19 protein-coding genes are annotated in these 25,098 nt (G+C 74.4%); 3 read left to right on the top strand and 16 right to left on the bottom strand.

What is annotated here, in order from left to right; genetic code table 11:
* Positions 1-119 precede the first annotated feature (119 nt).
* The 4 genes from ACF061_RS20950 to ACF061_RS20965 form a co-directional block, all read right to left on the bottom strand.
* Positions 120-731, bottom strand: coding sequence for a TetR/AcrR family transcriptional regulator (locus ACF061_RS20950; RefSeq protein WP_392268421.1), 612 nt, complete (start codon positions 729-731; stop codon positions 120-122).
* Positions 732-1,015: 284 nt separating this feature from the next.
* Complete coding sequence (locus ACF061_RS20955) at positions 1,016-1,858, bottom strand: SDR family oxidoreductase (protein ID WP_392268422.1); 843 nt, start codon at positions 1,856-1,858, stop codon at positions 1,016-1,018.
* 140 nt (positions 1,859-1,998) lie between these two features.
* Positions 1,999-3,729: an AMP-binding protein gene (locus ACF061_RS20960; RefSeq protein ID WP_392268423.1), complete on the bottom strand. Its 1,731-nt coding sequence runs from the start codon at positions 3,727-3,729 to the stop codon at positions 1,999-2,001.
* A gap of 30 nt (positions 3,730-3,759) precedes the next feature.
* The gene (locus ACF061_RS20965) at positions 3,760-4,674 is read right to left on the bottom strand and encodes an NAD(P)-dependent oxidoreductase (protein WP_392268424.1); all 915 of its coding nucleotides are present in this window, start codon (positions 4,672-4,674) and stop codon (positions 3,760-3,762) included.
* Between the two features lie 396 nt (positions 4,675-5,070).
* Here ACF061_RS20965 and rpmG point away from each other — a divergent pair, with 396 nt between their 5' ends.
* From rpmG to ACF061_RS20980, 3 genes are all read left to right on the top strand, one after another.
* Positions 5,071-5,235: a 50S ribosomal protein L33 gene (gene rpmG / locus ACF061_RS20970; RefSeq protein WP_392268425.1), complete on the top strand. Its 165-nt coding sequence runs from the start codon at positions 5,071-5,073 to the stop codon at positions 5,233-5,235.
* An 81-nt stretch (positions 5,236-5,316) separates the two neighbouring features.
* Positions 5,317-5,586: a type B 50S ribosomal protein L31 gene (locus ACF061_RS20975; protein ID WP_392268426.1), complete on the top strand. Its 270-nt coding sequence runs from the start codon at positions 5,317-5,319 to the stop codon at positions 5,584-5,586.
* Positions 5,587-5,876: 290 nt separating this feature from the next.
* Complete coding sequence (locus tag ACF061_RS20980) at positions 5,877-7,457, top strand: ABC transporter substrate-binding protein (protein ID WP_392268427.1); 1,581 nt, start codon at positions 5,877-5,879, stop codon at positions 7,455-7,457.
* Between the two features lie 357 nt (positions 7,458-7,814).
* On the opposite strand, the gene ACF061_RS20985 is transcribed toward ACF061_RS20980, so the two are convergent.
* The 12 genes from ACF061_RS20985 to ACF061_RS21040 are packed head-to-tail and all read right to left on the bottom strand — an operon-like array spanning position 7,815 to position 25,097.
* The gene (locus tag ACF061_RS20985) at positions 7,815-8,759 is read right to left on the bottom strand and encodes an aldo/keto reductase family oxidoreductase (RefSeq protein WP_392268428.1); all 945 of its coding nucleotides are present in this window, start codon (positions 8,757-8,759) and stop codon (positions 7,815-7,817) included.
* 57 nt (positions 8,760-8,816) lie between these two features.
* Positions 8,817-10,325, bottom strand: a complete 1,509-nt coding sequence (locus tag ACF061_RS20990) for a GMC family oxidoreductase (RefSeq protein ID WP_392268429.1) — start codon at positions 10,323-10,325, stop codon at positions 8,817-8,819.
* 34 nt (positions 10,326-10,359) lie between these two features.
* Complete coding sequence (locus ACF061_RS20995; RefSeq protein ID WP_392268430.1) at positions 10,360-11,301, bottom strand: sugar nucleotide-binding protein; 942 nt, start codon at positions 11,299-11,301, stop codon at positions 10,360-10,362.
* Positions 11,298-12,332, bottom strand: coding sequence for an ROK family protein (locus ACF061_RS21000; protein ID WP_392268431.1), 1,035 nt, complete (start codon positions 12,330-12,332; stop codon positions 11,298-11,300). The genes ACF061_RS20995 and ACF061_RS21000 overlap by 4 nt, the downstream gene beginning before the upstream one ends.
* The gene (locus ACF061_RS21005; protein ID WP_392268432.1) at positions 12,322-12,867 is read right to left on the bottom strand and encodes a cupin domain-containing protein; all 546 of its coding nucleotides are present in this window, start codon (positions 12,865-12,867) and stop codon (positions 12,322-12,324) included. The genes ACF061_RS21000 and ACF061_RS21005 overlap by 11 nt, the downstream gene beginning before the upstream one ends.
* The gene (locus ACF061_RS21010; protein ID WP_392268433.1) at positions 12,860-14,035 is read right to left on the bottom strand and encodes a sedoheptulose 7-phosphate cyclase; all 1,176 of its coding nucleotides are present in this window, start codon (positions 14,033-14,035) and stop codon (positions 12,860-12,862) included. The genes ACF061_RS21005 and ACF061_RS21010 overlap by 8 nt, the downstream gene beginning before the upstream one ends.
* Before the next feature lie 19 nt (positions 14,036-14,054).
* Positions 14,055-16,157 carry a 4-alpha-glucanotransferase gene (gene malQ / locus ACF061_RS21015; RefSeq protein WP_392268434.1) on the bottom strand — a complete coding sequence of 701 codons (2,103 nt, stop codon included), beginning with the start codon at positions 16,155-16,157 and terminating at the stop codon, positions 14,055-14,057.
* Entirely contained in the window at positions 16,154-19,393 is a 3,240-nt protein-coding gene (locus ACF061_RS21020) for a Cof-type HAD-IIB family hydrolase (RefSeq protein ID WP_392268435.1), read from the bottom strand. The genes malQ and ACF061_RS21020 overlap by 4 nt, the downstream gene beginning before the upstream one ends.
* A gap of 11 nt (positions 19,394-19,404) precedes the next feature.
* On the bottom strand, positions 19,405-20,355 hold the full coding sequence (locus ACF061_RS21025) for a carbohydrate kinase family protein (protein ID WP_392268436.1): 951 nt from the start codon (positions 20,353-20,355) through the stop codon (positions 19,405-19,407).
* Positions 20,352-21,494 carry a sugar phosphate nucleotidyltransferase gene (locus ACF061_RS21030; RefSeq protein ID WP_392268437.1) on the bottom strand — a complete coding sequence of 381 codons (1,143 nt, stop codon included), beginning with the start codon at positions 21,492-21,494 and terminating at the stop codon, positions 20,352-20,354. The genes ACF061_RS21025 and ACF061_RS21030 overlap by 4 nt, the downstream gene beginning before the upstream one ends.
* Positions 21,487-23,598, bottom strand: coding sequence for a glycogen/starch synthase (locus ACF061_RS21035; RefSeq protein WP_392268438.1), 2,112 nt, complete (start codon positions 23,596-23,598; stop codon positions 21,487-21,489). Before ACF061_RS21035 ends, ACF061_RS21030 begins: the two co-directional genes overlap by 8 nt.
* Positions 23,595-25,097 carry a hypothetical protein gene (locus ACF061_RS21040; protein ID WP_392268439.1) on the bottom strand — a complete coding sequence of 501 codons (1,503 nt, stop codon included), beginning with the start codon at positions 25,095-25,097 and terminating at the stop codon, positions 23,595-23,597. Before ACF061_RS21040 ends, ACF061_RS21035 begins: the two co-directional genes overlap by 4 nt.
* Between the last annotated feature and the right edge of the window lies 1 nt (position 25,098).

Here is a 25,098-nt window from a genome sequence, read left to right on the forward strand (position 1 = left end):
GGTCGGCCCCCGAGCTCAGTCGCCGGCTCCCCGGCCGGTCGGCCCCCGAGCTCAGTCGCCGGCTCCCGGCCGGTCCGCCCCGCGCTCAGTCGCCGGCTCCCGGCCGGTCCGCCCCGCGCTCAGCCGCCGGCTCCCCGGTCGGCCCCGCCCCCGCCGAAGGACGGGCCCGCCAGCAGGGCGACCGCCTTCGAGACCTCCTCGCGCAGCGCCTCCGGCTGGTTCGGCGCGTCCGGGTCGAGCGTGGGTCCGAAGGGGCTCGCGGCCGACCACGCCGTGGCGATGGCCATGATCGCCGTGAGCAGGAACGCGCCGCGGAAGGCCGGCGCGTGCGGTGTCCCGCCGGAAGCCGGTGCCATCGCCCGGATCTTGTCGGAGTGCGCGTCCGCGCGCGCCTCGAGGCGGTCGGCGCCCTGTTCCAGGCTCGACCAGAGCATGAGCCGCATCAGGTCCGGGTGCGCCATGGCGAAGTCGAAGACGGCGGTCGCATACCGGGGAAGGTCGTCGGGAGTGAACTCGATCTCCTCGTAGACCTTCTTCAGGTTGCGCTCCAGGACCGTCGTGAAGAGCGTCTCCTTGTTGCCGAAGTAGACGTACAGCAGGTTCTTGTTGCAACCCACCCGGCGGGCGATGCGGTCGACCCGCGCGCCGGCGATGCCGTACGCCGAGAACTCCTCCATGGCCGCATCGAGGATGAGGGCCTTGGTCTGCTCGGCGTTCCCCGCGGCGGTCATGCGGCACCCCTTCTTCTCGCCGGACGGCCGAGCGGACGCGGTGATCGTCCGGCCGGCTGTCCGTCCCACTGTCTAACCGGTTAGTCAGTCTACGGCCCGCTCACCCTCCCGGGCGGGCGGGCCCGGTTTCGGGGCCGGGCGCCCGGGAGGGTCCGGCGGGAGGCCGGTGCCGACCGGCGGCGTGCGGGGGCGGAGGCGTGCCACGAGTCCCGGTTCCGGCACGGGGCGGCGGGACCGATCCCGTCCCGTACCCGGCCGGAGCGGGACGGGATCGCGGGGCGTGGTCAGCCGGCGGGGATGAGGTCGGTGGAGAAGGCCGTCTCCTTGCCGTTCTCCAGTTCGGCCACGCGGGACGTGAGGGCGTCGTGCATGTAGCGGTAGGAGTCGCTGCCCAGGGCGAGCCGGCGGGGCGCGTCCGGCCGGTCGACACTGGCGATCATGGCGGCGACCATCTTGTCCACGTCCCCGACGGAGGGCAGGGACGGGTCCTTGATGCGGCGGACCATGGCGGCGGGAGTGCCGTCGTAGGCGGCCAGCGGCTCGGCGAGGCGGGCGCCGCCGGTACGGAAACCGGTGCCGGCGCTGCCGGGCTCGACGATGGTGACGCCGATGCCGAAGGGGGCGACGTCGAGGGCGGTGGCCTCCATGAAGCCCTCGACGCCCCACTTGGCGGCGTTGTAGACGCCGGCGCCGGGGTTGGTGGCCTGGCCGCCGTAGGTGGAGATCTGGAGGATGCGGCCGGCGCCCTGGGCCCGCAGGTGGGGCAGCGCCGCGCGGACGACCCGGATGGAACCGAGCAGATTGGTGTCGATCTGGTGCACGATCTGCTCGTCGGTCAGTTCCTCGGCCGCGCCGAAGAGTCCGTAACCGGCGTTGTTGACGACCACGTCCACGCGGCCGGCCGCGTGGAAGGCGGCGTCGACCACCGCGGTGATCGCCTCCGCCCCGTCCGTGAGGTCCAGCCGGTGCACCGCGAGGCGGTCGCCGTGCCGGTCCCGGAGGTCCTTGACGGAGCCGACGTCACGGACCGTGCCGGTCACCCGGTCGCCGCCGTCCAGGAGCCGTTCGGCCATCCTGCGTCCGAAACCGCTGCTGATGCCGGTGATGAACCACGTGCGCTGGGACATGGGCTGCTCTTTCCATGCATTGACTAACTGGTTAGCCAAAAGATAGATCTGACTAACCGGTTAGTCAATTCCCGGCCGAAGCGGCCGCCAGGGATCCGCGGGCGAGCCGGCGAGGGCGGTACGGCTCGCCCGCGGGCGCGTCACACGGAGGACGGGCCGTCCCCGGGGAGCTCACCCCGCACCCGGGCCCGGAGCACGTCCCTGCGGACCTTGCCGGTCTCGTTGCGGGGCAGCTCCGCCACCAGCTCCAGCCGGCTGGGCAGGTACCACTGGGTCATTCCCCGGGCGGACAGGTACTCCCGCAGGCCGGCCAGTGTGGGAGCGGCCTCACCGGGGACGACCACCGCGCAGGCCAGCTCACCCCCCTGGCCGTCCGGGTAACCGACGAGGGCGACGTCCGCCACCTCGGGATGCGTCAGCAGTTCGCTCTCGACGTCCCGGACCGGGATCATGAACGATCCGCCGATGCGGTCCGCGGTCCGGCCGACGAGGCGCAGGCCGCCCCGCCCGTCCGGAACAGCCAGGTCGCCGGTGTCGTACCAGCCGTCGTCCACGCGGGACGTCACCCGCAGACGGCCGCTGTCACGGCCGAAGGTCGCCAGGCACACGCCGCCCCCGCGCACGAAGAGGCGCGCCGGCTGCTCCGGGGTGGGCGGCGCCTCGGTGTCGGCCCGGAAGTCGATTTCGATCCCGGAGCCCGGCCGCCCGTCGCTGCGCAGGGCCCACAAGGGCGGATCGTCCCGGCGGGTCCAGGCGTGCCCGGGCACCTCGGTCATCCCCCAGAAACTGCGCAGCGGCACTCCCCACACCTGCGGGACGGAGGCGACCAGCCGACCGGGGATCGTGGTCGAGCCGCAGAGCACCATGCGCAGCGCGGGCAGCCGCCGCCCGCCCGCCCTGGTCGCGTCGGCCAGCGCGGTGAGGTACGGCGGCGCGCCCCCGAGAACGGTGGTCCCGGTCTCGGACACGATGTCCAGAGCCCTCCCGGGGTCCCAGGTGTCCAGCAGCACCGTGGCGCCGCCGGCCAGCAGGGGAACCATGATGTTGTACATCACCCCGAACATGTGCGTGAGCGCCTGGGTGGTGAAGAAGCGGTCCCGGCACCCCAGTTCCTCCGCCGAGACGACGGGCCGGGCTCCCGCGTACAGGGTGTTGAAGGTGTGCAGCGCTCCCTTCGGCTCGCCGGTCGTCCCCGAGGTGAACAGGACCACGGCCACCCGGTCCGGATCGCCGGCGGTCACCTCCCGGGGTGCTCCCCGCTTCTCCTCCCACGCGGTCAGCTCGAAGTGGCGGCCGAAGTGCACCGCGCCTTCCGGGGCGTCGCCGTCGGTGAGCACCACCCGGTGCCGCAACCGGGGGAGGCGGGAGGCCATGTCGGCCACCGGCCGCGCGTAGTCGGTGCCCTTCCACCGGTCGGCGGTGACGCAGACGACGACGTCGAGCCGTCTGAGCACCCGTTCCAGCTCACGGGGGCCGACGGTCGGCATGACGGGCGCGAAGACGGCTTCGACCCTCGCGCAGGCCAGCAGCAGCGCGCTCACCTGCCACCAGTTCGGCAACTGCACGGCGACGGTGTCCCCGGGGCCCACTCCGAGAGCGCGCAGAGCGCCGGCGAAGCGTTCCACGTACTCGCCGAACTCCCGGTAGGTGAGGTGCCGGGGGTCCGCCCCCTCCCGGTAGGCGATCACCGCGGTGGCCTCCGGGGTCGTCTCGCACCACTTCCGCAGGTCGGCCGGCGGTCCCTCGCTCCGCCAGACGCCCGACGCGCGGTGAGCCCGGACCAGGTCCGGTTCCGGGCGCAGGCCGGACCAGTCCGCGCCGTCGATGTCCGCCCCAGCGGCCTCGTTCCTCGACGGATGCGCCGATCGCATGGTCAATTCCGCTCCCCTCGAAGTATTCGCTCAACAGGTGGACGAGTCGAAGGCGACCGCTGAGGCGGGCACCACTCGGTCCGTGCGGGCCTCGATCGCGCGGAGGACCGCCATCACGTCATCGGCGCCGTGCCCCAGGGCCACCGTCTCCTCGAACAACGCGTGACATGTGTCGAGCAGTGGGGAGGCGATACCGGACGAGCGAGCGGCCCGGGCGATGAGCCGGTTGTTCTTCAGCACGTCCAGGACCGCCGCCTGCACGTCGAAGTCCTCGGCGAGGAGCTTGGGCGCCTTCATGAGGGAGACCGGGCTCGCCATCGGGCTCGCGGCCAGGACGTCGAAGAACAGCGTCCGGTCGACTCCCAGCCGGTCGGCGAAGTGGTGCGCCTCGGCCAGCCCCGTCACCAGAGCGATCAGGAACAGGTTCACCGACAGCTTCATCAGCAGCGCGCCGGGTGCGTCACCGCAGACGAACGTCTCCTGGCACAGGGGCGCGAGCAGCGGCCGTACGGTGTCCACCGCCCGCTCGTCGCCGGCCAGCATCGCGACCAGCGTGCCGTTCTCCGCCGGCACGCGGGATCCCGAGACGGGGGCCTCCACGTAACGTCCGCCCGCCGCGCGGACGTCGGCCTCCAGGGCGCGGGAGTGCGCGGGTGAGGTCGTGCCCATGTGCACCACCGTCCGGCCTGCGACACGGGCGGTGAAGTGCGGGCCGCCGCGCCCCAGAACCGTGTCGACGGCGTGTTCGTCGGCCAGCATCAGCAGGACCACGTCCGCACGGGCGAACACCTCGCCGGGATCCGCCGCCGCGTCGGCGCCGGCTTCATACAGGGGGGCGGTTCGGGCGGCCGTGCGATTCCATACCACCAAGGGTGTGCCGGAGCGGACGAGGCGCAGCGCCATTGGCTGTCCCATGACTCCCAGGCCGATGAAGCCGACATTCATGAACGGGCGGCGCCTTCCTGTGGCAACTAACACCTACATGTGGATCATGCGTCGAGCGATGATAGCCGAGGTGTGAGTAGCTCACGGGAAACCCCGGTGGTCGGGCGGGGGTGGCGAGGTGTGTTCGTGCGGCCCGGCGGAAGACGGCAGGTGTGTCGGCAGGTGTGTCGGTGGGTGTGCCCGGCCGCAGGGCGTCGCCGTCGGTCCGGTGCGGGGCCCGCGCAGGCGCCGGACACGGTGATGCCGCCGTGTTCCCGTCGTGGTCCGGCCGGTGCGCGGCGAGGCCCGGCCGGCGGCGGCAGGCCCGGGAATGTTCGGCCCCCCACCGTGGTTGAGCCAGTCAGCTGACATGCTCGGGTCACAGACTCGGGCGGTGAGCGGGAAGGAGAACCTCTCATGGCACGCAGTACCGTGCGCCCCGTCGTCCGGCTGAGGTCGACGGCCGGGACCGGCGTCACCTACGTGACACGCAAGAACCGTCTCAACGACCCCGACCGGCTCGTGCTGCGCAAGTACGACCCGGTGGCCGGAGGGCACGTCGCGTTCCGCGAGGAACGCTGAACCGGCCGACACCCCCAGCACGCCGAACACCGAGCAACTCCCGTCCGCCGCGACGCGGACGGCCATGAGGAGGAGAACCCGATGAGGAACGGCATCCACCCCGCGTCCCGGCCGGTCGTCTTCCGCGACCGGGCCGCCGACGCCCTGTTCCTGACCCGTTCGACCGCGGACAGCGACAAGACCATCGTCTGGGAGGACGGCGTCGCCTACCCGCTGATCGACGTGGAGATCTCGTCGGCAAGTCACCCGTTCTACACCGGCACTTCCCGGGTGATGGACACGGCCGGCCGCGTCGAGCGCTTCGAGCGCCGCTACGGCCGGCCGGCGGCGACCGGCTCCCGCCGGAGCTGACGGACCGGCGGACACGAGCCAGGGCCCGGCCCCGCACACCACGCGGGGCCGGGCCCTCTTCTTCGGCCGGCCCACGGCGTCGCCGCGGCCCGCGGCGAGCGAGGACCGCTTGGGTGTGAACCGGACACCTGCCTCTTGGGTGTGAACAGAACACACACCCCCTGTCGTGTGTGAGGTGCGCCCCCGGTTCGCGCCGCCCGTCCTCGGTGAGGTTCGGGCCGCTCCCACCGGGAGGCCGTCGGGAACCTCGACCCCTCGCACACCCGAGAACCGAAGACGAGGCACGTGCAGTGAACATGCGTAATCAGTGGCCGGTGCTGCCCGTGGTCGCGGGACTCCTCGCCACGCTGCTGACCGGTTGCGGATCCGGGGCCGCCGACTGGGGCAGCGACGGACCGCACATGGTTGTCGGGATGTCCGACGACGTCCTGGCGACGGACCCCGCCTCGGGCTACGACCCGGGGTCGTGGCTGCTGTTCGACAATGTCTTCCAGTCCCTGCTGCGCTTCCCCGACGGCGGCACGGTGCCGGAGCCGGAGGCGGCCAGGAGGTGCGCCTTCACGGACACGCGTGCCCGCGTCTACCAGTGCGTCCTCAGGGACGGCCTGAAGTTCGGCAACGGCGACCGGCTCACCGCCGAGGACGTGAAGTTCTCCTTCGAACGCGTGCTGAGGATCGACGACGCCGCGGGTCCGGCGGTCCTGTTCCAGTCGCTGGACACGATCGAGACACCGGACGACAGGACCGTCGTCTTCCGGCTCAAGGCGCCCGACGCCACCTTCCCCAGCAAGATCGCCTCCGGCGCCGGCTCCATCGTCGACCACCGCCAGTACAGCACGCACGCGCTGCGCACGGACGGCCGGGCCGTCGGCTCCGGACCCTACGAGCTGGTCTCCTTCGGCAAGGACGAGGCCGTCTTCTCGGTCAACCCGAACTACCGGGGGACCGTGAAGGTGAAGAACTCCGGCGTGACGCTGAAGCTGTTCCACGGCGACCGCGACGCCCTGCGCAAGGCCGTGACCGACGGCGGGGTCGACATCGCCTACCGGGGCCTGAGCACCCGGGACATCACCGACATCGACCGGCAGGGCGACAGGAAGGGCGTCGACATCGTCGAGGGCAGCAGCGCGGAGGTCCAGCACCTGGTCTTCAACATGGCCGACCCGGTGGCCGGCCGGCTCGGCGTGCGCAGGGCCGTCGCCCACCTGATCGACCGCGAGGCCCTGGTCAAGGAGGTCTACCAGGACACCGCGATCCCGCTGTACTCGATCATCCCGGCCGGCATCAGCGGCCACGACACCGCCTTCTTCGACGCCTACGGCGCCGCCCCGTCCAAGGCCGAGGCCGCCGCGGCGCTGCGCGCCGAGGGCATCACGGACAAGGTCCGGCTGACCCTCTGGTCGACCCCGACCCGCTACGGTCCGGCCACCGACGAGGAACTGAGGGTGATCGCCGCCCAGCTCAACGCCAGCGGGCTCTTCACGGCCGACGTGCGGTCCGTGCCCTTCGACCGGTACGAGAAGGACATCTCCGCGGGCCGGTACGGCGTCTACGTCAAGGGCTGGGTGCCGGACTACCCGGACCCCGACAACTTCACGGCCCCCTTCTTCGGCAAGGGCAACGTGCTGGACAACAACTACGCCAACCGCACCATCACCGACACTCTGATCCCCTCCACCGCCGCCCGCGGCGAGCGCACCGCCGCCACCGACGAGTTCGGCCGGATCCAGGACATCGTGGCCCGGGAGGTGCCGGTCCTGCCGGTCTGGCAGGGCAAGCAGTACGCGGTCGTCCGCGACGACGTCCACGGCGTCGAGTACTGCCTGGACCCCTCCACCGTGTTCCGCTTCTGGGAGCTCGGCAAGAGCTGAGCCGCCGACACGTGGCTGAGCGGGCACGCCCCGGCGGCCGAGCGCGAGCGGGGTGAGGCCGCTGCCCGGCACCGTCCCCGCGCCGGCGCGCGCACCTGCCCCGTCCCCCTCGATCCGTCCCCCTCGGCCTGGCCACCTGGGCCTGGCCACCTCGGCCTCGCAGTGGCCCGGCGCCTCCGCGACCCGAACGTCCCCGGGCGCCGGTGGTTCCGTTCCGCGACCGCGTGGCGGCGGCGGTCCTGGAACCGTCCGGGAAGGGCGACGACGACCCGCGGGGGAGCGGGACGCCCCGGGCGCCGGGGCCGGCCCGCGAACGGGCGCCGGCCGGTCCGCCCGCGGCCCGCGAACGGGCGCCGGTCAGGGCAGCGGGGCGCCCCGGGCGGCCACCCACAGCTCGTACCACTCCTCGTGGGAGAGGCCCGGCTCCCGGGCCACCGCGTCGGCGCAGGCGCGGATCCGCTCGGGGCGGGTGGTCCCGACGACCGGGGCGATGCCGGCCGGGTGCTTGCGGAGCCACCACAGCAGGACGGTCTCCGGAGTCGTCCCGTGGCGCCGGGCGAGGTCGGCGACCAGCCGGTTCACCGGAGTGTCGGCGCCGTCGGCGAACCGGCCGCGGGCCAGGGCGCCCCAGGCCTGGAGCCGGACGCCGTTCGCGTGGCAGTGCTCGACCGTTCCCGGCGGGCAGCCCACCCCCGCGGCGGCGGGTGTGTTGAACAGGACTCCGGCCTCGACCCAGTCACGGCGCGCCAGGCTCATCTCCAACTGGTCGACGACCAGCGGGACGTCGAGGTGGGCCTGGAGGGCCGAGAGCTGCGCACCGCTCATGTTCGACACACCGAACTGCCGTACCAGGCCCTGCGAGTGCAGCGAGGCGACCGCCCCGGCGATCTCCTCGGGACCGGTCAGCGGATCGGGCCGGTGCAGGAGCAGCACGTCCAGGACGTCCGTGCGCAGCCTGGTGAGGCTCTCCTCCACCCGCCGCACGATGCTCGCCGCACGCAGGTCGTAGTGGCCCGGCCGGTCGCCGTCGGGCAGCCGGATCCCGCACTTGGACTGCAGGACGATGCGCTGCCGCAGCCCCGGCGCCCTGGCGAGCACCTCGCCGAAGACGGCCTCCGACTTGCCGTGCCGGTAGATGTCGGCGTGGTCGAAGGCGCTGATCCCGGCGGCCAGGGCCGCTTCGATCGCGGCCTCGGCGTGCCGGACGTCCTCGGCCGTCCAGGGCGCGGTGTCCCAGCCGCCGCCGAGTCCCATGCACCCGTACAGCAGTGGGTGGGTGCGGATGTCGGTGTGCGCCGTCATGACGGCCTCCTCGGTGTGCGGTCGCGGCCGGCCGGCCGCGACGGGTGGCGTGGCCGGTCAGTGGCTCAGGGCGTCGGCGAGCATCTCGGCGAGGGCGAGCACCGGAAGCTGGGTGTTGGCGGCGGGCACCGTCGGCAGGATCGAGGCGTCCACCACCCGCAGGTCCGACACGCCCCGCACCCGGCCCTCGCCGTCGACCACGGCGTACGGGTCCTCCATCGGGCCCATCGCACAGGTGCCGACGGGATGCCAGTAGGTGCCCACCCGGTCGCGCAGGGCGGAGTCCGGAAGGTCCTGGACCGGCTCGCCCGCGCCGGGACCGGCCAGCGACTGAAGGGCGCCGGCCAGTTCCCGCGCCTTGTCCAGGCCGGAGCGCAGGACGGCGAGGTCGCGGCCGTCGGGGTCGGTCAGGAAGGCGGGGTCGATCTCCGGGGGCTCGGCGGGATCGGCCGACCGCAGCCGGACCCGGCCGCGCGAGGCCGGCTTCATCAGGAAGGCGGAGACGCCGGCCTCGTACCGGCCGGGCGGCAGCTTGCCGAACAGCGGCGGTCCCGCGGTGGGCAGCAGATGCAGGTCCCACGCGCCGTCGGGACAGTACTCGCTGGCGGCCCTGACCAGCATCCGGCTGACGTACAGTTCCCCGCTCGCCTCCTTGGCGGCCAGCGCGGCGTTCAGCTCGTCGGTCGGGGCCAGCGGCAGGAACACACCGGGCTGGTCGGACAGGTTCGCGCCGACCCCCGGCAGGTCGGCCTCGCACCGGATGCCGTGCTCCGCCAGGTGCGCGGCGGGCCCGACGCCGCTGCGCATCAGCACGGCGGGCGAGCCGAACGTGCCGGACGCCAGCACGTAGGTGTCGGCCACCAGGGTCGTCCGAACGCCGTCGACGACGATGTGCACGCCGCGCACCCGGCCGTCGCGCACCGTGAGCCGGTCCACCAGGGCGCCGCTGAGCACCGTCAGGTTCGGCCGGGCCCGGGTCGCCGGATCCAGATAGGCGAAGGCCGCGTTCCAGCGCAGTCCGTCGACGGCGTTGAGCAGCGGCCGGCCGCGGCCGGGACCGCCCGGCACGGCCATGTCCACCTCGGAGTAACCGAGTTCACCGGCCGCGGCGAGCGCGGCCGTGCTCCAGGCGGACAGTTCGCCGTCCGGCACCGTGCGCAGCCCCATCCCGTCCACGGCTCCGCGCCGGTACGGCTCCATCGCCCCGGCCGACCACCGCTCGCCGCCCGCCCGCACCCACTCGGCGTGGTCGGCGTGCGAACCCCAGGTGTTCCAGCAGCCGTTGACGCACGAGGACCCGCCGAGGAGGCGTGCGCGGACGCGGTGCGGCGCGGTGTGCCGCTCCCACACGTCGTCGCGCGGCAGGGCACGCGCGTTGCGCACCTTCTCCGGCCAGTCCCGCTGCCGGGGCCCGTAGTCCGGACCCGCCTCCACCAGGCAGACGGTCCGCCCGGGGTCCGCGCTGAGCCGGGCAGCCAGGACGCACCCGGCGACCCCGCCGCCGAGGACGACGACGTCGTGACCGGAGGGGCCGGGCGAACCGGGCGAGGTCGGTGAACTTCCCATGTGTGCTCCCACGATGTGTTGTCGTTCGGTGGCCCTACGGCGTGCCGGTGAAGGCGGGCGCCACCAGCCGGGCCCCCTCGCGCACCCCGCGCACCGCGATCGACCGCGTGGCCGGCAGGGTGGGCAGGATCTCCCCGGCGAGGCAGGCGTTCACGGGGCGGGACGCGTAGCGCGTACGGGCCCGGGGGACCGGCACCACCAGCTCGGCGGGCGCCCCCAGGATCCGGGCGATCTCCGCGGCCCACTCGGCGCGCGTCACCCGGTCCGGGCCGCCCAGGTGCAGGACCGGCGGCAGCGGACCGTCGGCGTCCAGCAGCGCCGCGGTCACCTCTGCCACGTCGGCCAGGACCACCGGCGTGGTCCAGTGGTCGTCGGGGGCCTCGACCCGCTCGCCGCGCAGCAGCCGGTGGGCGCAGGCGGCGAAGAAGTTCAGCCACTTGCCCGCGTCGGCGGGCTCGTGGCCGTAGACGAGGCTGACGCGCAGCGCCACGGCCCGGGCGGCCCCCGCGAGCAGCGCCTCCTCGGCCAGCAGCTTGGCCCGGCCGTAGGCGTTGGCCGGCGAGACGGGGGTGCTCTCGGTGTTGTGCGCCGCGTGGCCGTCGAAGACGTTGTCGGTGGAGATCATGACGATCCGCGCGTCCGGGGCCAGGGCGGCGAAGTTCTCCGCCACGGCCACGTGCGCCGCCCTGGCCCGTTCCGGATGGTCCTCGCACCAGGTGACGTCGGAGGGTCCGTGCACCAGGACGACGCGTGCGGGACGCACCCGGGCGAGGAGGCGGGCGCACGCCGCCGCGTCGGTCGCGTCCAGCGCCTCCCAGCCCGCTCCGTACGCCTCCGGCGGCGTGGCCGGCCGGCGGCGGGAGGCGAGCGTCACCGACGCCTGCGGCGACTGCGCGCCGCCGGCCGTGGCGATCCGCCGGGCGATGCCGGAGCCCACCAGTCCGCTGCCCACGACGAGCGTGTTCTCCCCGGTCACGGCGCCCCCTGGGAGGAGGGGGCGGGCATGCGCTCGGCCAGCAGCCGTCCCACGCCGATCAGACCGTGGTCGTCGTCGGCCACGCCCAGCGACACCATCGCGTCGACCTGCCCGGCGTCCAGGCCGAAGCAGCCCAGGCGCACCAGCTCGGCCACCAGAAGACGCCGGTAGGGCTCCCCGACGGCCAGGGCGAAACCGCCCATCACGATGTAGCGGCACACCCCGATCGAGGTGAACACCGCCGTGATCGCCTGGGCGAGCCGGGCGAGCGTGCCGCGCAGCACCTCGGTGGCGAAGGCGTCGCCCTCGCGCACCGCCCGGGCGATCGCCCGGTTGCCGATCTCCTCGGCCCGTCCGGAGCACAGCGCGCCGAGCCGGGAACGGCGGAATCCCGCCGGGTCGGCCAGAGCGGCCCGGCGGGTCGCGGCCAGCACGCCCCGCCCCGAGGCGACGGCGCCCAGGTGGCCGCGTCCGCCGCAGTCGCACAGCGGCGCGTCGGGGGAGACGTCGCACACCCAGTGCCCCAGCTCCCCGCCGTGGCCGTCGGCGTCGATCAGGACCTCGCCGCCGCGGAACACCTTGTTGCCGATGCCGGAACTCACCGTCAGCAGACAGAAGTCGCCCGGCTCGGTGGCGGCGTACCGCCAGGCCGCCGCCGTCAGGTCGTTGACGACGACGGCCGGCGCGCCGGTCCGCCCGGTCAGCAACTCGCCCAGCGGCAGCGGTTCCCCGCGCCGTCCCCACACGGTGGGCGCGGCCAGGACGAGACCGCCGGCCGTGATCGGACCGGCGAAGGCCACCCCCAGGGCGCGCGGGGCCCGGCCGCCGGTGTGCTCGCCGACCTCGCGGACGATCTGGTCCACCACCCGCCGCTGGAGCACCGGCACGGGGGCGCCGGGGTCGCGGTGCATGCCGTCGACCGGCACCCGGCGCACTCCGGACAGCGTGCCCGTCGCGGGGTCGTAGCCGCCCACCCGGAGCGTGGTGCCGCCCACGTCGAGCACGGTGAACACCTCCTCCTCACTCGCCACGCCGGCCACCCGCTCCCTCCGCGGAGGCGTCCCCGCCACCCGGTCCCTCGCCACCCCGTCCCTCGCCACCCCGTCCCTCGGCCTCCCGCCCCTCGCCACCCCGTCCCCCGGCATCCGATCCCGCTGCGGACGCGCCCGCGCCGGACGGCCCCTGCTCGCCGGAGTCCCCGTGCGGCGCCGCGGGCCGCTCCTCCTCGAAGACGAGCAGCCGCAGCTCCCGCTCCGAGTCGTTGAGCAGACCGTGCTCCCCGTACGGGTCGTTGACGACGACGTCGCCCGGGCCCACCCGGAACCGCGCGCCGTCCCGGAACATCAGCCCGCTGCCGTCGAGCACCACGTACGTCTCGCGGTCGGCGCCGTGCCGGTGCCGGCCGATCGACGTGCCCGCCGGCAGCACCGCGAGGTCGATGAACCGCGCTCCCGGGGAATCGGCCGGACAGGCGTAGAGGCGGTGGGCGAGGATCGTGCCCAGGCCGCCGTGGTCGTGCTCCTTGCCCGCCAGCAGCTCCCGCAGGTTGACCACGGGCTCAGGCATCGCCGCGCCCCCCGTCCGCCGCCAGCGCCTCGATGGCCGCCACCAGCACCTCCTGCGGCAGGTCCGCCAGCTCCTCCACGAAGGCCGACTTGCCGATCCCGGTCGGCACGACCAGATGGAGCTTGCGGCCCCGGCGCTGCCAGGAGGCCCGCAGCGCCTGCGTCATCAGATCGGGCGTGCAGGTGCCGGGGTCGAACACCGGAAGCCCGATGCGGCGCAGCAGCGCCACGATCCGCTCGCAGGTCTCCTCGTCGGCGAGCCCGAGCAGCCGGGCCAGGTGCGCGGAGAGCGCCATGTCGACGGCGACGGCCTCGCCGTGTTCCAGGCGGTGTTCGCCGGCCGTCTCCACGACGGGACTGAAGGTGTGCCCGAAGTCGACCAGCCGGGCCAGGTCGTGCTCGCGCAGATTGGGGCAGAGCTCCTCCATCATCAGCCGCATCGAGGTGCGCAGCACGTACTGCTCCAGCTCCCCGTGCGGGTGCTCCCGCTCCGCCCCGCCCTCGTCGTCCGGCCGCCGGAAGACGTCCGGATGCCGCTCCAGCGCCCCGAACAGGTCCCCGTCCAGGATCACGGCCATCTTCACGATCTCGGCCAGGCCGCACCGGATCTCCCGGTGCGGGAGCGTCGCGAGGAACGCCGGGTCGTTCAGCGAGGCGTGCGCCGGGTGGTAGGCGCCGAACATGTTCTTGGTGTGCAGGGCGTTGACGCCGGTCTTCACCCCCACGCCGACGTCGACCTGGCCGACCAGCGTGGTGTTGACCTTGATGTAGCGGATGCCCCGGGCGTAGATGGACGCGGCGAAGCCCACGACGTCCGCGACGATGCCGCCGCCGACGGCCAGCATCACCCCGTGCCGGTCCAGCCCGTCCGCCTTGGCGAGGGCGCACACCCGCTCCACGGACGCGAGCGTCTTGCGGTGCTCGCCGGTGGGTATGACGTGCACGCTCCACTGGCCCGGCGCCAGGGCGCCGGTCAGGTACGCCCGCAGCCGCTCGCCGTAGAGCCGGTCGACGGTCGGGCTGACGAAGGCCACCACCCGGCGGCCCGCCACGTACCCGGCGAGCAGCCCGTTGCCGGGATCCAGCACCCCGGTGGTGAGGTCGACCCGGTACCGGGTGCCGTCCGGCGCCCTCAGGTCGAAGCCGCCGGCGTCTTCGCGGACCCCCACGGGCGGATGCGCAACCCGTTCAAGAACCTGGCCTGACATCTCTCTCCTCAGTCTTCTCACGTTGCCGCCGAAGGTCCGCGAACACACCGGCAAGGACCGGCACGAGGGGCCGGCCGGCGAGTTCCTCCAGCGGGACGGGGCGGCCCTGGCCGTCGCTCACGGGCAGCCGCCAGTTGGGATGCACCGACGACGTGCCGGGGATGTTCTGCGGTCTGCGGTCCCCCGCGGCGTCCGGCAGCCACACCCCCAGCAGGCGCGCCGGGGTGCGGCACAGGAACCGGTGGAGCGCCACGACGTCGCCGTCCGGATCGGGCAGCAGCCCGAGCCGCTCCAGCTCCGCCAGCCAGCCGTCGCGCTCGGCGGCGGCCTCGGCCTTCTCCGTCTCCTCCGGCCGGGTCAACAGACCCAGCCGGGAGCGCAGTTCGACGTGCTCGCCGCTGAGCCAGGCGGCGGTCGTCGGCAGATCGTGGGTGGTCAGCGTCGCCAGGCAGTCGGCGCGCCACTGGTCGGGCGGCAGCGGCCCGTGCCGGCCCTCGGAGCCCCCCAGGTACTCGAACCGCTGCACCGACGTGCCCAGGATCCCACTCGCGTCCAGCGAACGGCGCACCCCGGACTCCACGGTGCCCAGGTCCTCGCCGATCACGAACGCGCCCGCGCGGTGCGCCTCCAGCATCACCGTGCCCAGCATCGCCTCGGCGTCGTAGCGGACGTACGTGCCCTCGGACGGCGGCCGTCCCTCGGGCACCCACCAGAGCCGGAACAGGCCCATCACATGGTCGATCCGCAGCGCGCCCGCGTGCCGCAGTCCCGCGCGCAGCAGCCGGGCGAGCGGCCGGTAACCGGAGGCCGCGAGCCCGTCCGGACGCCACGGCGGCTGGCCCCAGTCCTGGCCGCGCGGGTTGAAGTCGTCCGGGGGCGCGCCGACGCTCATCCCGGCGGCCAGGCAGTCCTGGAGCGCCCAGGCGTCCGCGCCCTCGGGGGCGACGCCCACCGCCAGGTCGTGGATCAGACCGATGCCCATGCCCGCCCCGGCGGCCGCCGCCCGGGCGGCCGCGAGCTGCTCGTCGGTGACCCAGGCGAGCCAGCGGTGGAAGTCGACCCGGCCGGCCAGCTCGTGGCGGGCCCGGGCCACGGCCGCCGAGCGCGGGTCGCGCAGCGCGGCCGGCCACGAGCGCCAGGCGCCGCCGTGCACCTCCGCCAGCGCGCACCAGGTGGCGAAGTCCGTCAGGTCCTCGCCCTCGCGCGCGACGAACCCGGCGAACGCGGCGGCCCGGCCGGGCGGCAGCGGCACCCCGTACACCGCGTGCAGCGCCTCGTGCTTGAGCGCCCGCACGGCCTCCCGGTCGATGAGCGCGTCGCCGCGCAGCACCGCCTCGTTCAGGGCCCGCGCCCGTGCGGCGCACTCCTCGGCGGTGCGGCGCGCCGCACCGGTGAGCCGCGCGTACTCCGGGATCGCCGCCACCCGTACGTGCATCGGGTCCGGATAGCGGCGGGTGCTGGGCCGGTACGGCGACGGGTCGGGCAGCGGCCCGGGCTCGACCGCGTGCAGCGGCCCGAGCTGGACGAAGTCCGCCCCCAGCGCCCGGCCCGACCACGAGGCCAGCTCCGCGAGGTCGCCGAGGTCGCCCATGCCCCACGAACGGCGCGAGAGCACGGAGTAGAGCTGGACCAGGAACCCCCAGTGGCGGCCCTCGGGCACCGACAGCCGCTCCGGTACGACGAGCAGGGGCGCGGACTCCTCGCGCCCCGGCGCCGTCACACGCAGGGTGTGCCGGCCGGGCGGGAGCGGACCGGACGGCGCGACGGTGCCGCCGTCCTCCAGCTCCACCACGGCCGTGGCGTTCGCGGGCAGACCGGGGAGACCGGGCAGGCCGGGAGCACGGGGGAGGCGTTCGCCCGCGCCGCGGAGCACGACGCACTCCGGCAGCAGCCGGGCCCCGGCGCGGGCGCGACGGTCCGCCAGCGCGGCCCGGGCCGCCGCGTCGCCGGAGGCGTCCACGCCGCACGCGGCGAGCACGGCGACGAGGGTGTCGGGCGAGACCTCGATCCGTTCGCCCCGGTCGGTGGTGTACGCGGTGGCGATCCCGTGCTCCCGGGCCAGTTCGCGCAGCACGCCGCTCATGAGTCGCCTCCCGCGCCGAAGAGACGTTCCAGGACCACGGCCACCCCGTCCTCGTCGTTGCCGGGCGCGACCTCGTCGGCCATCGCCCGCAGCGCCGGATGGGCGTTGGCCACCGCCACCCCGTGCCCGGCCCAGGCCAGCAGCGGGATGTCGTTGGGCATGTCGCCGAAGGCGACCGTCCCGGCCGCGTCCAGGCCCAGGAGCCGCGCGGCCCGCTCCACCCCGGCCGCCTTGGTGGTGCCGGGCGGCAGCACCTCCACCATGCCCTGCACCGAGTGCACCACCGTGACCTCGTCGCCGCACAACCGGCGTGCCTCGGCCTCCAGTTCGTCCTCCGGGACGCCCGGGTGGTGCAGGACCAGTTTGTCGATGGGGTCCGACCAGAGCAGCCGGCGGTCCGCCGTCACGTCCCAGCCGTGCCGGACGCGTTCGCCGAACCGGGGGGTGACCTTGAAACGGCTCTCCGGCGGGGCCGTCACCACGCCCAGTTCCAGGGGGCCGAGCGCCGCCTCGACCCGTTCGACCACGCTGCGTGCCAGGTCGAGGTCGAGCGAGGCCGATGTGAGCAGCCGGTCGGCGCCCGCGTCGTAGAGCTGCGCGCCCTGCCCGCAGACCGCGAGCCCCCGGTAGCCGAGTGCGGCCAGGTACTGCTTGCAGGCGGTGGCCGGTCTGCCGGTGACCACCAGATGGTGCGCTCCCGCCCCGGCCGCCCGGGCCAGCGCGCGCAGCGTGCGCTCGGAGACGCTCTGGTCGCTGCGCAGCAGGGTGCCGTCGAGATCGGTGGCCACCAGCCGGAAGGGCGGCGGCCCGGCCACCGGGGCGCCGGCGGCGAGAGCGGCCGGCACAGCGGGAGCGCCCACTGCCGCGACTCCTGACGGAGAGCCGGACGCGACGCCGGCCGGTGCGCCGGACGCGCCCCTCGCCGGTGCGCCGGACGCGCCCGCTGCCGGTGAGCCGGCCAGGGGGACGGCCGGGGCTTCGGGTGAGAGGTCCGCCGGGACGCCTGCCGAGAGGTCCGGGACATCCGGGACACCCGCCGGGGCGGTGGCCGGGATTGAGTCCCAGGCGACCCGGCCCGAGGCGAGGGTGAGCATGACCAGCAGCCGGCCGCCGACCGGCGGGCCGTCCAGAGTGCCGCGGAAGACGCCGTCGGCCGCCCGGGCCAGCGGCGCGAGGACGATGCCGCTGCCCGCGGGCACGGCCTCGTCGGAGGCGACGGCCTCGGCCCGGGACTCCAGGTCCGACGGGGCGCGCACCGCACCGGGGACCGCGACCTCCACGTGCGCCGCCCCGGGGTGCGTGTACTCGACGTGCCAGTGGCCCCGCGCGTCCCGGCGCACCCGGCACCGCTCGCGCAGCCGCCGTGCCCAGTCCTCCCGGCCCGCCGCCCGCGCGGTCTCCGCGCACCGGGCGAAGTCCGCCCGCGCGTACCCGGCCTCGAAGAGCCGTTCGTACGCCGCCTCGTCCAGCGGCGCGCACCGGCCGTAGGCCCGTACGTCCCCCAGCTCCCCGGCGGACCGCTCGATCAGCGCGCGGTGCCGGACCCAGGCCGTCGGGTCCAGCGTGTCGAACCAGCCGTACCGGACGGCGTCCCGCACCGGGAACGGCCTCGGGCGTCCGCGCAGCAGGTCCTCGAAGGCCGCCAGCCGCTGATCGGCGCTGCGCGCCCAGGTGAAGGAGCGCGCGGTGTCCCGGGCGTTGGCCGACAGGCGGGCGTACTCCTCGGGGGCCGTCCGCCGCAGCGCGGCGGCCTGGCGTATCCGCTCGGCGAGCGCGGCGGTCAGGGACGGGTCGTCGTCCCGGAACGAGCCGGGCAGCGCGAACCCGGTCGCCCGCGGGTCCTCGGGCGGCAGGGCGTGCCCGAAGTGGGCCGTGACGGTCTGCGCGGTGGCTATCGGCACGGCGCCGCACGCCATCGCCTCGGCCTGGGCGATGAGGAACCCGTCGAGTTCGAACTTCGAGGGGAACAGGCAGAAGTCGGCGCCGGCCGCCTGCTCGAACAGGGTGTCCTCGTCGGCCAGCCGCCAGTCCAGGTGGATCCGGCCGGGGTGGCGGTCGGCGACGTTCTGGAAGTGGGCGTTGCCCACGGGGGCCTCGCCCCCGCCGCCTCCGCTGGTGGCGAAGCGCAGGACGAAGGAGATGTCCGGATCGGTCGCCAGGACCTCCTCGATCGCCCGGACGAGCTCCAGTTGCCCCTTGTGGTGCACCGCGTAGCGGGCGGCGTGGTAGAAGACCGGCAGGGCGGGGTCCAGGCCCAGGGACCGCAGGACCGCCGCGCGGTCGACGTCAGCCGGGTCGCGCGCCAGCCAGCTGTCGGATATCCCGCAGCCGCCCATCAGCAGCCGGTCCGCCCGCTCGCGCACCATCCCGGACAGCGGCAGCGTCTCGAAGAGGGCTTCGAACGGGGTGTCGCGGAAGGTGGCGCAGTGGTCGAGCTGGCCGGGCGAGACGAAGTCGACGAGATCGGCGTGGGCCACGATCAGCGGCAGGAAGGGCACGTGGTCCGGGCCGTACTCGAGGTGCATCCGGGTTCCCGCCAGGGCCCGCGCCATGACGGACTCGGGGCTGTCCTCGGCGGGCAGCGGGCCGTCCAGCGCGTCCAGGTCCGCGCTCACCCCGAACAGGTCCAGCAGCCGCTCCACCTGCGGGCGGTACACCTTCTGCGTGACCGGGGCGTTGGCCGCGACCGTGCTCACGGTGCGCAGGTCCGGGTCCCCGGCGAACAGCGGCGGCAGCAGGTAGTGGTAGTAGGGCTCGAAGCCGTGCACCACCGCCGGGCCGTCGGCGAGGTACCGCTTCACGAAGTGGGCGCCGGCCACCTGGAAGACCAGCGGCTTGAAGTACGCCAGGTCCCTGCCCTCCATGCCGGGCGGCGGGTAGAGCCGGTCGGGCAGCAGGTCCAGGAAGGCGTCGGACAGGAAGTAGACGTCCACGCCGTCCAGCCGCAGCAGGTGTGCCCGGGTGGTCAGCTCCAGGGTGATCTCGCCCGGGTGGTCCGGCCACACCTTGGGGTCCGGCACCAGCGGCACCCGGTGTTCGTGGACGTAGCCGAGCTCCTGGACCGGATGGTCGCGGCGCAGCGCGTCGAGGAGTCCGTGCGCGGGGGTGACCAGCGAGACCCGGTGGCCGCGCGCCGCGTACTCCCGCGACAGGTTCCACACCAGCGGCGACAGCCCGCCGCGCATGAGACGGTTGTCGAACCCGCCGCACTCGAAGGCGAAGTGGACGATGTGCATCGCGGGCCGCCTCACCGCACGGCCGCGGCGCGGGCGGTGGCCGCGCGCAGGCCGGGCAGGTCGATGAACTCGGTGTGGGTGCCCACGCTGCCGCAGACGAACGCCCCGGCCACCGAGCCGGCCAGCACGCACTCCTCCAGCGCGCGCCCCTCGAACAGGGCGTGCAGGAACGCGGTGACGAACGCGTCCCCGGCGCCGTTGCTGTCCACCACCGGCCGCTCCGGGCGCACCGCCGGGAAGTGCCGCACCCGGTCCTCGCCGCGCACCAGCAGGTGGCAGCCCGCGGCGCCGTCGGTGGCGACCACGAAACGCGCCCGGCCCCCGTCGAGGACGGACCGCAGCACCGTCTCCAGCCGGTCGTGGATCGCCGCCGCGCTCAGGAAGACGTAGTCGGAGGCGAGGGCGTAGGTCCGGTGGTGCGGGTTGCGCCCGTCCCAGTCGTGCAGGTCGGTCGAACTGGTCGCGCCCAGACGGTGGATGTCCTCGTACATGTCCTGGTTGTGGCCGATGATCGACAGGTGGACGTGGGCGGCACGCTCCAGGAAGGGCAGGTAGAAGTCGCGGGGCAGCCTGAGGTCGGCGGGGTGCCGGCCGTCGTAGAAGGAGAAGCGGCGGCCCTCGGGATCGACCAGGTTCGCCGAGCGCGGCGTGCCGTGCGGCGAGAGGAGGTGGCTGAAGTCCAGGCCCTGGCGGGCGTAGTGGTCCAGCACCATGCGGCCCTGCGGGTCGTCGCCGAGGAAGTCGATGAACTTCGTCCGCAGACCGAGCGCGTGCCAGCCCAGCGCCACCCCGTTGCCGGTGTGGCCCACGTAGTCCCGCAGGGGTTCGACGAACACCGAGTCGCCGGGCGGCACCCGCAGTTCGTCCACGCGCACGATGGTGTCCACACCCACCCCGCCGACCACCAGGACGTCGTAGTCGTCCCCGGCCCGCCCGTCGTGCCGCTGCTCGGTCCCGGTCATGCGCTCACTCCTTCGGCAACCTGCTGAATGTGTCCGTCCTCCAGGACCACGGCCCCGTCGATGTCGGCGTCCGGCGCCACCGCCGCGCCGGGCAGCACCACGCTGCGCCGCACCCGCGCCCCGGCGCCGATCCGCACCCCCGGGAAGAGCACGCTGTCCTCCACCAGCCCGGCGTTGACCAGGTCCGCCGGGATCACCGAGGCGCGCACCCCGGGCGCCTCGGCGACCCAGCCGCGCTCCACCCCCGGCCGGAGCGTTGCGGGCATCCGCTCCACCGGCAGCGGCGCCCGCGGGCCGGCGGCCAGCGCCAGGTGCGCGCGGTGGTAGCGCTCGACGGTGCCGATGTCCTCCCAGTGGCCGCGCACCTCGTGCCCGCGGATGTGCTCACCGGCCGCGAGCATCGCCGGGATCACGTCCCGGCTGATGTCGTGCTGCCAGCCGGTGCCGTCCAGCGCGTCCAGGTAGCGGCGCAGCACGGCCGCGTCGAAGACGCAGAACGCCGCGAAGACCAGGTCGGAGGTGGGGTTCTCGGGCTTCTCCACGAACTCGGTCAGACGTCCGCGGCCGTCGAAGCGGACCATGCCGAACAGGTGCACCCAGCGCGGGTCGATGCGCTGGTAGGCGACGGTCAGCGCGGCGCCCGAGGCCCGGTGCTCCGCGACGAGCGGCCCGTAGTCGTAGCGGTACACGTGGTCGGCGTGCAGCACCAGCACGTGTTCGGTGTCGTCGGTGAACACGTACCGCGCCTTGCGGATCAGCGCGTCGGCGGTCCCGCGCTCCAGCGGCCAGGTGCGCGCGGGAAGCTCCGCGGGCAGAGCGGGGCCGCGGTAGGCGGAGTCGTACGGCCCGAAGCGCACCCGGAAGCCCGGCCGGGTGTTCCACACCTGGTGCAGGTCGTCCATGAGCTGCCGCTCCTCGTACTGGGAGAGCAGCAGCACCTCAGCGAGGCCCGAGGCGCGGGCGTTGGCCAGGCTGAAGTCGATGAGCCGGCAGGAGCCCCCGTAGGGGACCAGCGGCTTGAGACGTCCGGTGCCCAGCGATCCCATGCGCCGTCCCTCACCGCCCGCGAGCAGCACCGCGCGCACGCCGCGCAGGCCGGCCGGGACACCGGTGCCGTTCGCTGCGCGCGGGTCAGCCATGACGCACCTCGTCCCAGGTCACGCGGCCGGAGGACAGGGTGAGCAGGAGCTGCGCACCGTCGGCCGGGACCGCGCCGGCGAAGACTCCCGGCTCCGTGCGTTCCAGGGTGCTCACCTCGGGCAGGGCCCTGGCCGAGCCCCGCCGGGCGAGGACGACTTCCACCCGTTCGGCGTGCGGCAGCCGGTACTCCAGCCTTCCGCCGGCCACCACGCGGCAGCGCTCGCGCAGCCGGACGCTCTCCTCGGGCGGCACCGCGTCGGGCAGCCGCTGAAGGACCCGCTCGCAGGTGGCGAAGTCCGCCCGCCGCCACGCGGCCCGGAAGATCCGCCGGGCGGCGTCGTCGTCCAGCGGCGCGTGGCGCTCGTAGACGTCGATGTCGCCGTGCGCCACGGCGGCCGCCGCCACGTCCTCGGCCGCGATCTCCTCACGGGTGTCGGCGAGCCGGTCGAACCAGCCGTGACGCAGGGCCAGTTCGGCGGAGAGTTCGGCCGGCCGGCCCTCCCACAGCCGGGCGAACGCCGTGAGGTGCAGCTCCGCGCAGTGGTCCCAGGTGAAGGCCCGGGCGACGGCCGAGGCCCGCCGGGACAGCTCCCGGTAGCGGGCGGGCTCCCGCGACCACAGCGCCGCTGCCTGCCGGACGCGGTCGGCGAGGGCGGCGGTCAGCAGCTCGTCGTCCTCGGCGAAGGACCGGTTCACCGCGAAACCGGTCGCCGACTCCGGGCCGTCGGCGTGCCGGAAGTGCGCCATGCCCCGCTGGTCGGTGGCGATCGGCACCGCGCCCACGGCCATCGCCTCGCCCTGGGCGATGAGGAAGGTGTCCATCTCGAACTTGGACGGGAACAGCGCGAAGTCGCTCGCGGCCGCGTACGCGAAGACCCGGGCCTCCTCGACCCGTTCCCACTCGAAGTGCAGCCGCCTGGGGTGGCGGGCGGCGATCTCGTGGAAGAAGGGGTCGTCGATGCCGTTGCCGGAGATGCACCGGATGACGAAGTTGGCCTGGAGCCCCTCGCTCAGCACCCGGTCCACGGCCCGCATCAGCTCGACCTGGCCCTTGTGGTGGACGGCGTAGCGGGCGTTGTGGAAGAAGGTCGGCAGCGCCGGGTCGAGCCCCAGGGCGCCCAGCACCTCGGCCCGGTCGACTCCGGCCGGGTCCCAGGCCAGCCACTGGTCGGAGATGGCGCAGCCGCCGACGAACATCTTGTGGGCGTTGCGCCGCACCACGTCGGCGATCGGCAGCCGCTGGAAGAGCCGTTCGAAGGGGGTGTCGCGGAAGGAGGCGTAGAAGTCGAGCTGTCCGGGCGACAGGAAGTCGATCAGGTCGGCGTGCTCGGCGGTCAGCTCGTAGATCGCCACGTGCTCCGGCGGGTAGGTGTAGTGCAGATGGGTGAGCTGCTGGTACTGGACGACCGCCTCCGGCACCTCGGGCCCGGAGTCCGGGCCGGGCAGCTTCACGTCCACGTCGAGCAGCCGGAACAGGCGCTCCGTCTCGGGCGCGTACACCTTCTTGGCGATGGGCATGTTGCTCTGCACGTTGCTGACGACCAGCTTGGAGGGGTCCTCGCGCAGGGCGGCCGGCAGCAGGTGGTGGTAGTACGGCTCGTGCGCGTGCACCACGGCCTTCTCGTCGGCGAACCAGCTCCGCAGGAACCGCACGCTGTCCACCTGGAAGACCAGTGGCTTGAAGAACACAAGGTCCCGGCCCTTGGCCGAGTACGGCGGGTAGAAGGTCTCCGGCAGCCGGTTCAGGTAGTCGTTGGCGAGGAAGTACAGGTCCACGCCCTCCAGGCGGATGCGGTGCGCGGTGGTGCGCAGCGCGAGCTCCGCCTCGGGCCCGAAGCCCTGCCACACCCGCGGGTCGAGGACCACGGGCAGGGTGTAGGCGTCCTCGTAGGGCAGGTCCTCGACGTCGTAGCGGGCGCGCAGGTCGTCGAGCCGGCCGTGCGCGGGCGTGACGATGGAGACCCGGTGGCCGCGGGCGGCGAAGGCCTTGGAGAGGTTCCACAGGTACACGGACGTGCCGCCCTGCAGGAAGGTGTGGTCGAAGCCGCAGCACTCGAAGTACGTCTCGATGATGTGCATCCGGGGCGCGTTCACGGCGGTCATGTCCTCGCGTGGGTCGTCGGGGCGGGGGAGGCCAGCGCGAGCGCGTGGCGCAGGTCGATCGCGGCGTGGTAGGGGCGGGCGTGGTCGTGGTTGTAGCCCAGCTCGTGCAGGAGCCGGCGCACGTACAGCAGGCGCCGCAGCGGACTGTCGGAGGCGGGGCCGAGCAGCAGGCGCACGACGTGTTCGCGCCAGGCGTCGGCGGTGCGGAAGACGCCGGCCAGCACGGTCCGCCGCGCGGGCGGCCAGCCGGGGGCGCCGTCCAGGGAGCCGTTCATGGTCTCGCTGGCGTCGACGCCCAGCCGGCGGGCGCTCTCGAAGGCGGCCTCGTCGGCGGTGAAGTACTCCAGGGCGCGCTGCACCGCGACGAGGTCCTGGAGCGGCGACTGGGCGGCGTAGCCGGGCTCGCCGGGCGTGAGCGCCGGCGTGGACAGGTCGATGACGCGCAGCGACCAGTGGCCGTGGGGCGCGTCGGCCGGGCCGGCGCCGCACAGCAGGTGCGACAGGTGCAGGTCGCCGTGGCAGGGACCGGCGCCGGGCGCCGTCGCCCGGTCGCCGAACACGGACCGCAGCGCGGCGAGTTCGGCCTCCAGGGCGGCGAAGGCCGCGTTCCGCGGGGCCCGGGGGAGCGGCGCGTCGGCGCGGGCCAGTTCGGCCAGCCGCGCCGCGGCGCGGGGCAGGGCGCCGCCGACCGGGTAGCCGGTGGCCGGAGCGCCCAGGCGGGCAGACAGGTCCCGGTGGAAGGCGCGCAGGAAGGCCCCGGCGGCCCGCAGCTTCTCCTCCAGCGGACGCAGGTGCGAGCGGACGAGCCGGTCCGGGGCGGCCTGGTCCGCGGCCGTGAGCCTCGGCCACAGCGAACGCAGGTTCTCCCGCAGCGGCACGTCGAGGCCGTGGCCGGGCGCGTAGCGGTAGACGACGCCCAGGGGGTGCCGGGTTCCGTGCACGGGATCGGTGTAGGTGTAGTCGCCGGCCCACTGGGGGGTGTGGCCGGTGCCGCTCATCAGCCGCAGCAGCTCCGGCTCGCGGATCGTTTCGTCCAGGTGCCGGTAGGTCTTGTGGATGTGCGGTACGCCGCCGATCTCCACGAGCGAGAGCGCGTTGGAGGACCAGCCCTGTTCGAAGGGCAGCCGGCGCACCTCGCCGGCCGGGGCCGGGTCGGCCGAGCGGAAGGCGACGACCCCGCCGCGCGCCGTGCGCAGCCGGGCGCCGGACGGCACCTGGCGCACGGCCGCGAGCCCTCCGTTCCCGTCGCCGTCCGCGTGGGCGTGCGTCAGGGCGCCCGACGGCTCCTGTCTGCGCACCGGTACGAAGAACCGCCGGCCCGAGGCGGGTCCGCCTTCGGCGGCGACCACGAGCAGCAGTTCCCGCGGGCCCGCCGCCACGTGGTCGACGCACACGTAGCGGTCGGCCTCGCGCGCGTCGCGCGACATCCACGGCGCGGCCCGCAACAGCGGTTCGAGGTGTTCGTCGCCGATGGCGTCCACATTCGTGTTCGTGTGCACG

The organism is Streptomyces sp. NPDC015220 (genome assembly GCF_043079345.1).
In the GTDB taxonomy this organism is placed as follows: Bacteria; Actinomycetota; Actinomycetes; order Streptomycetales; family Streptomycetaceae; genus Streptomyces.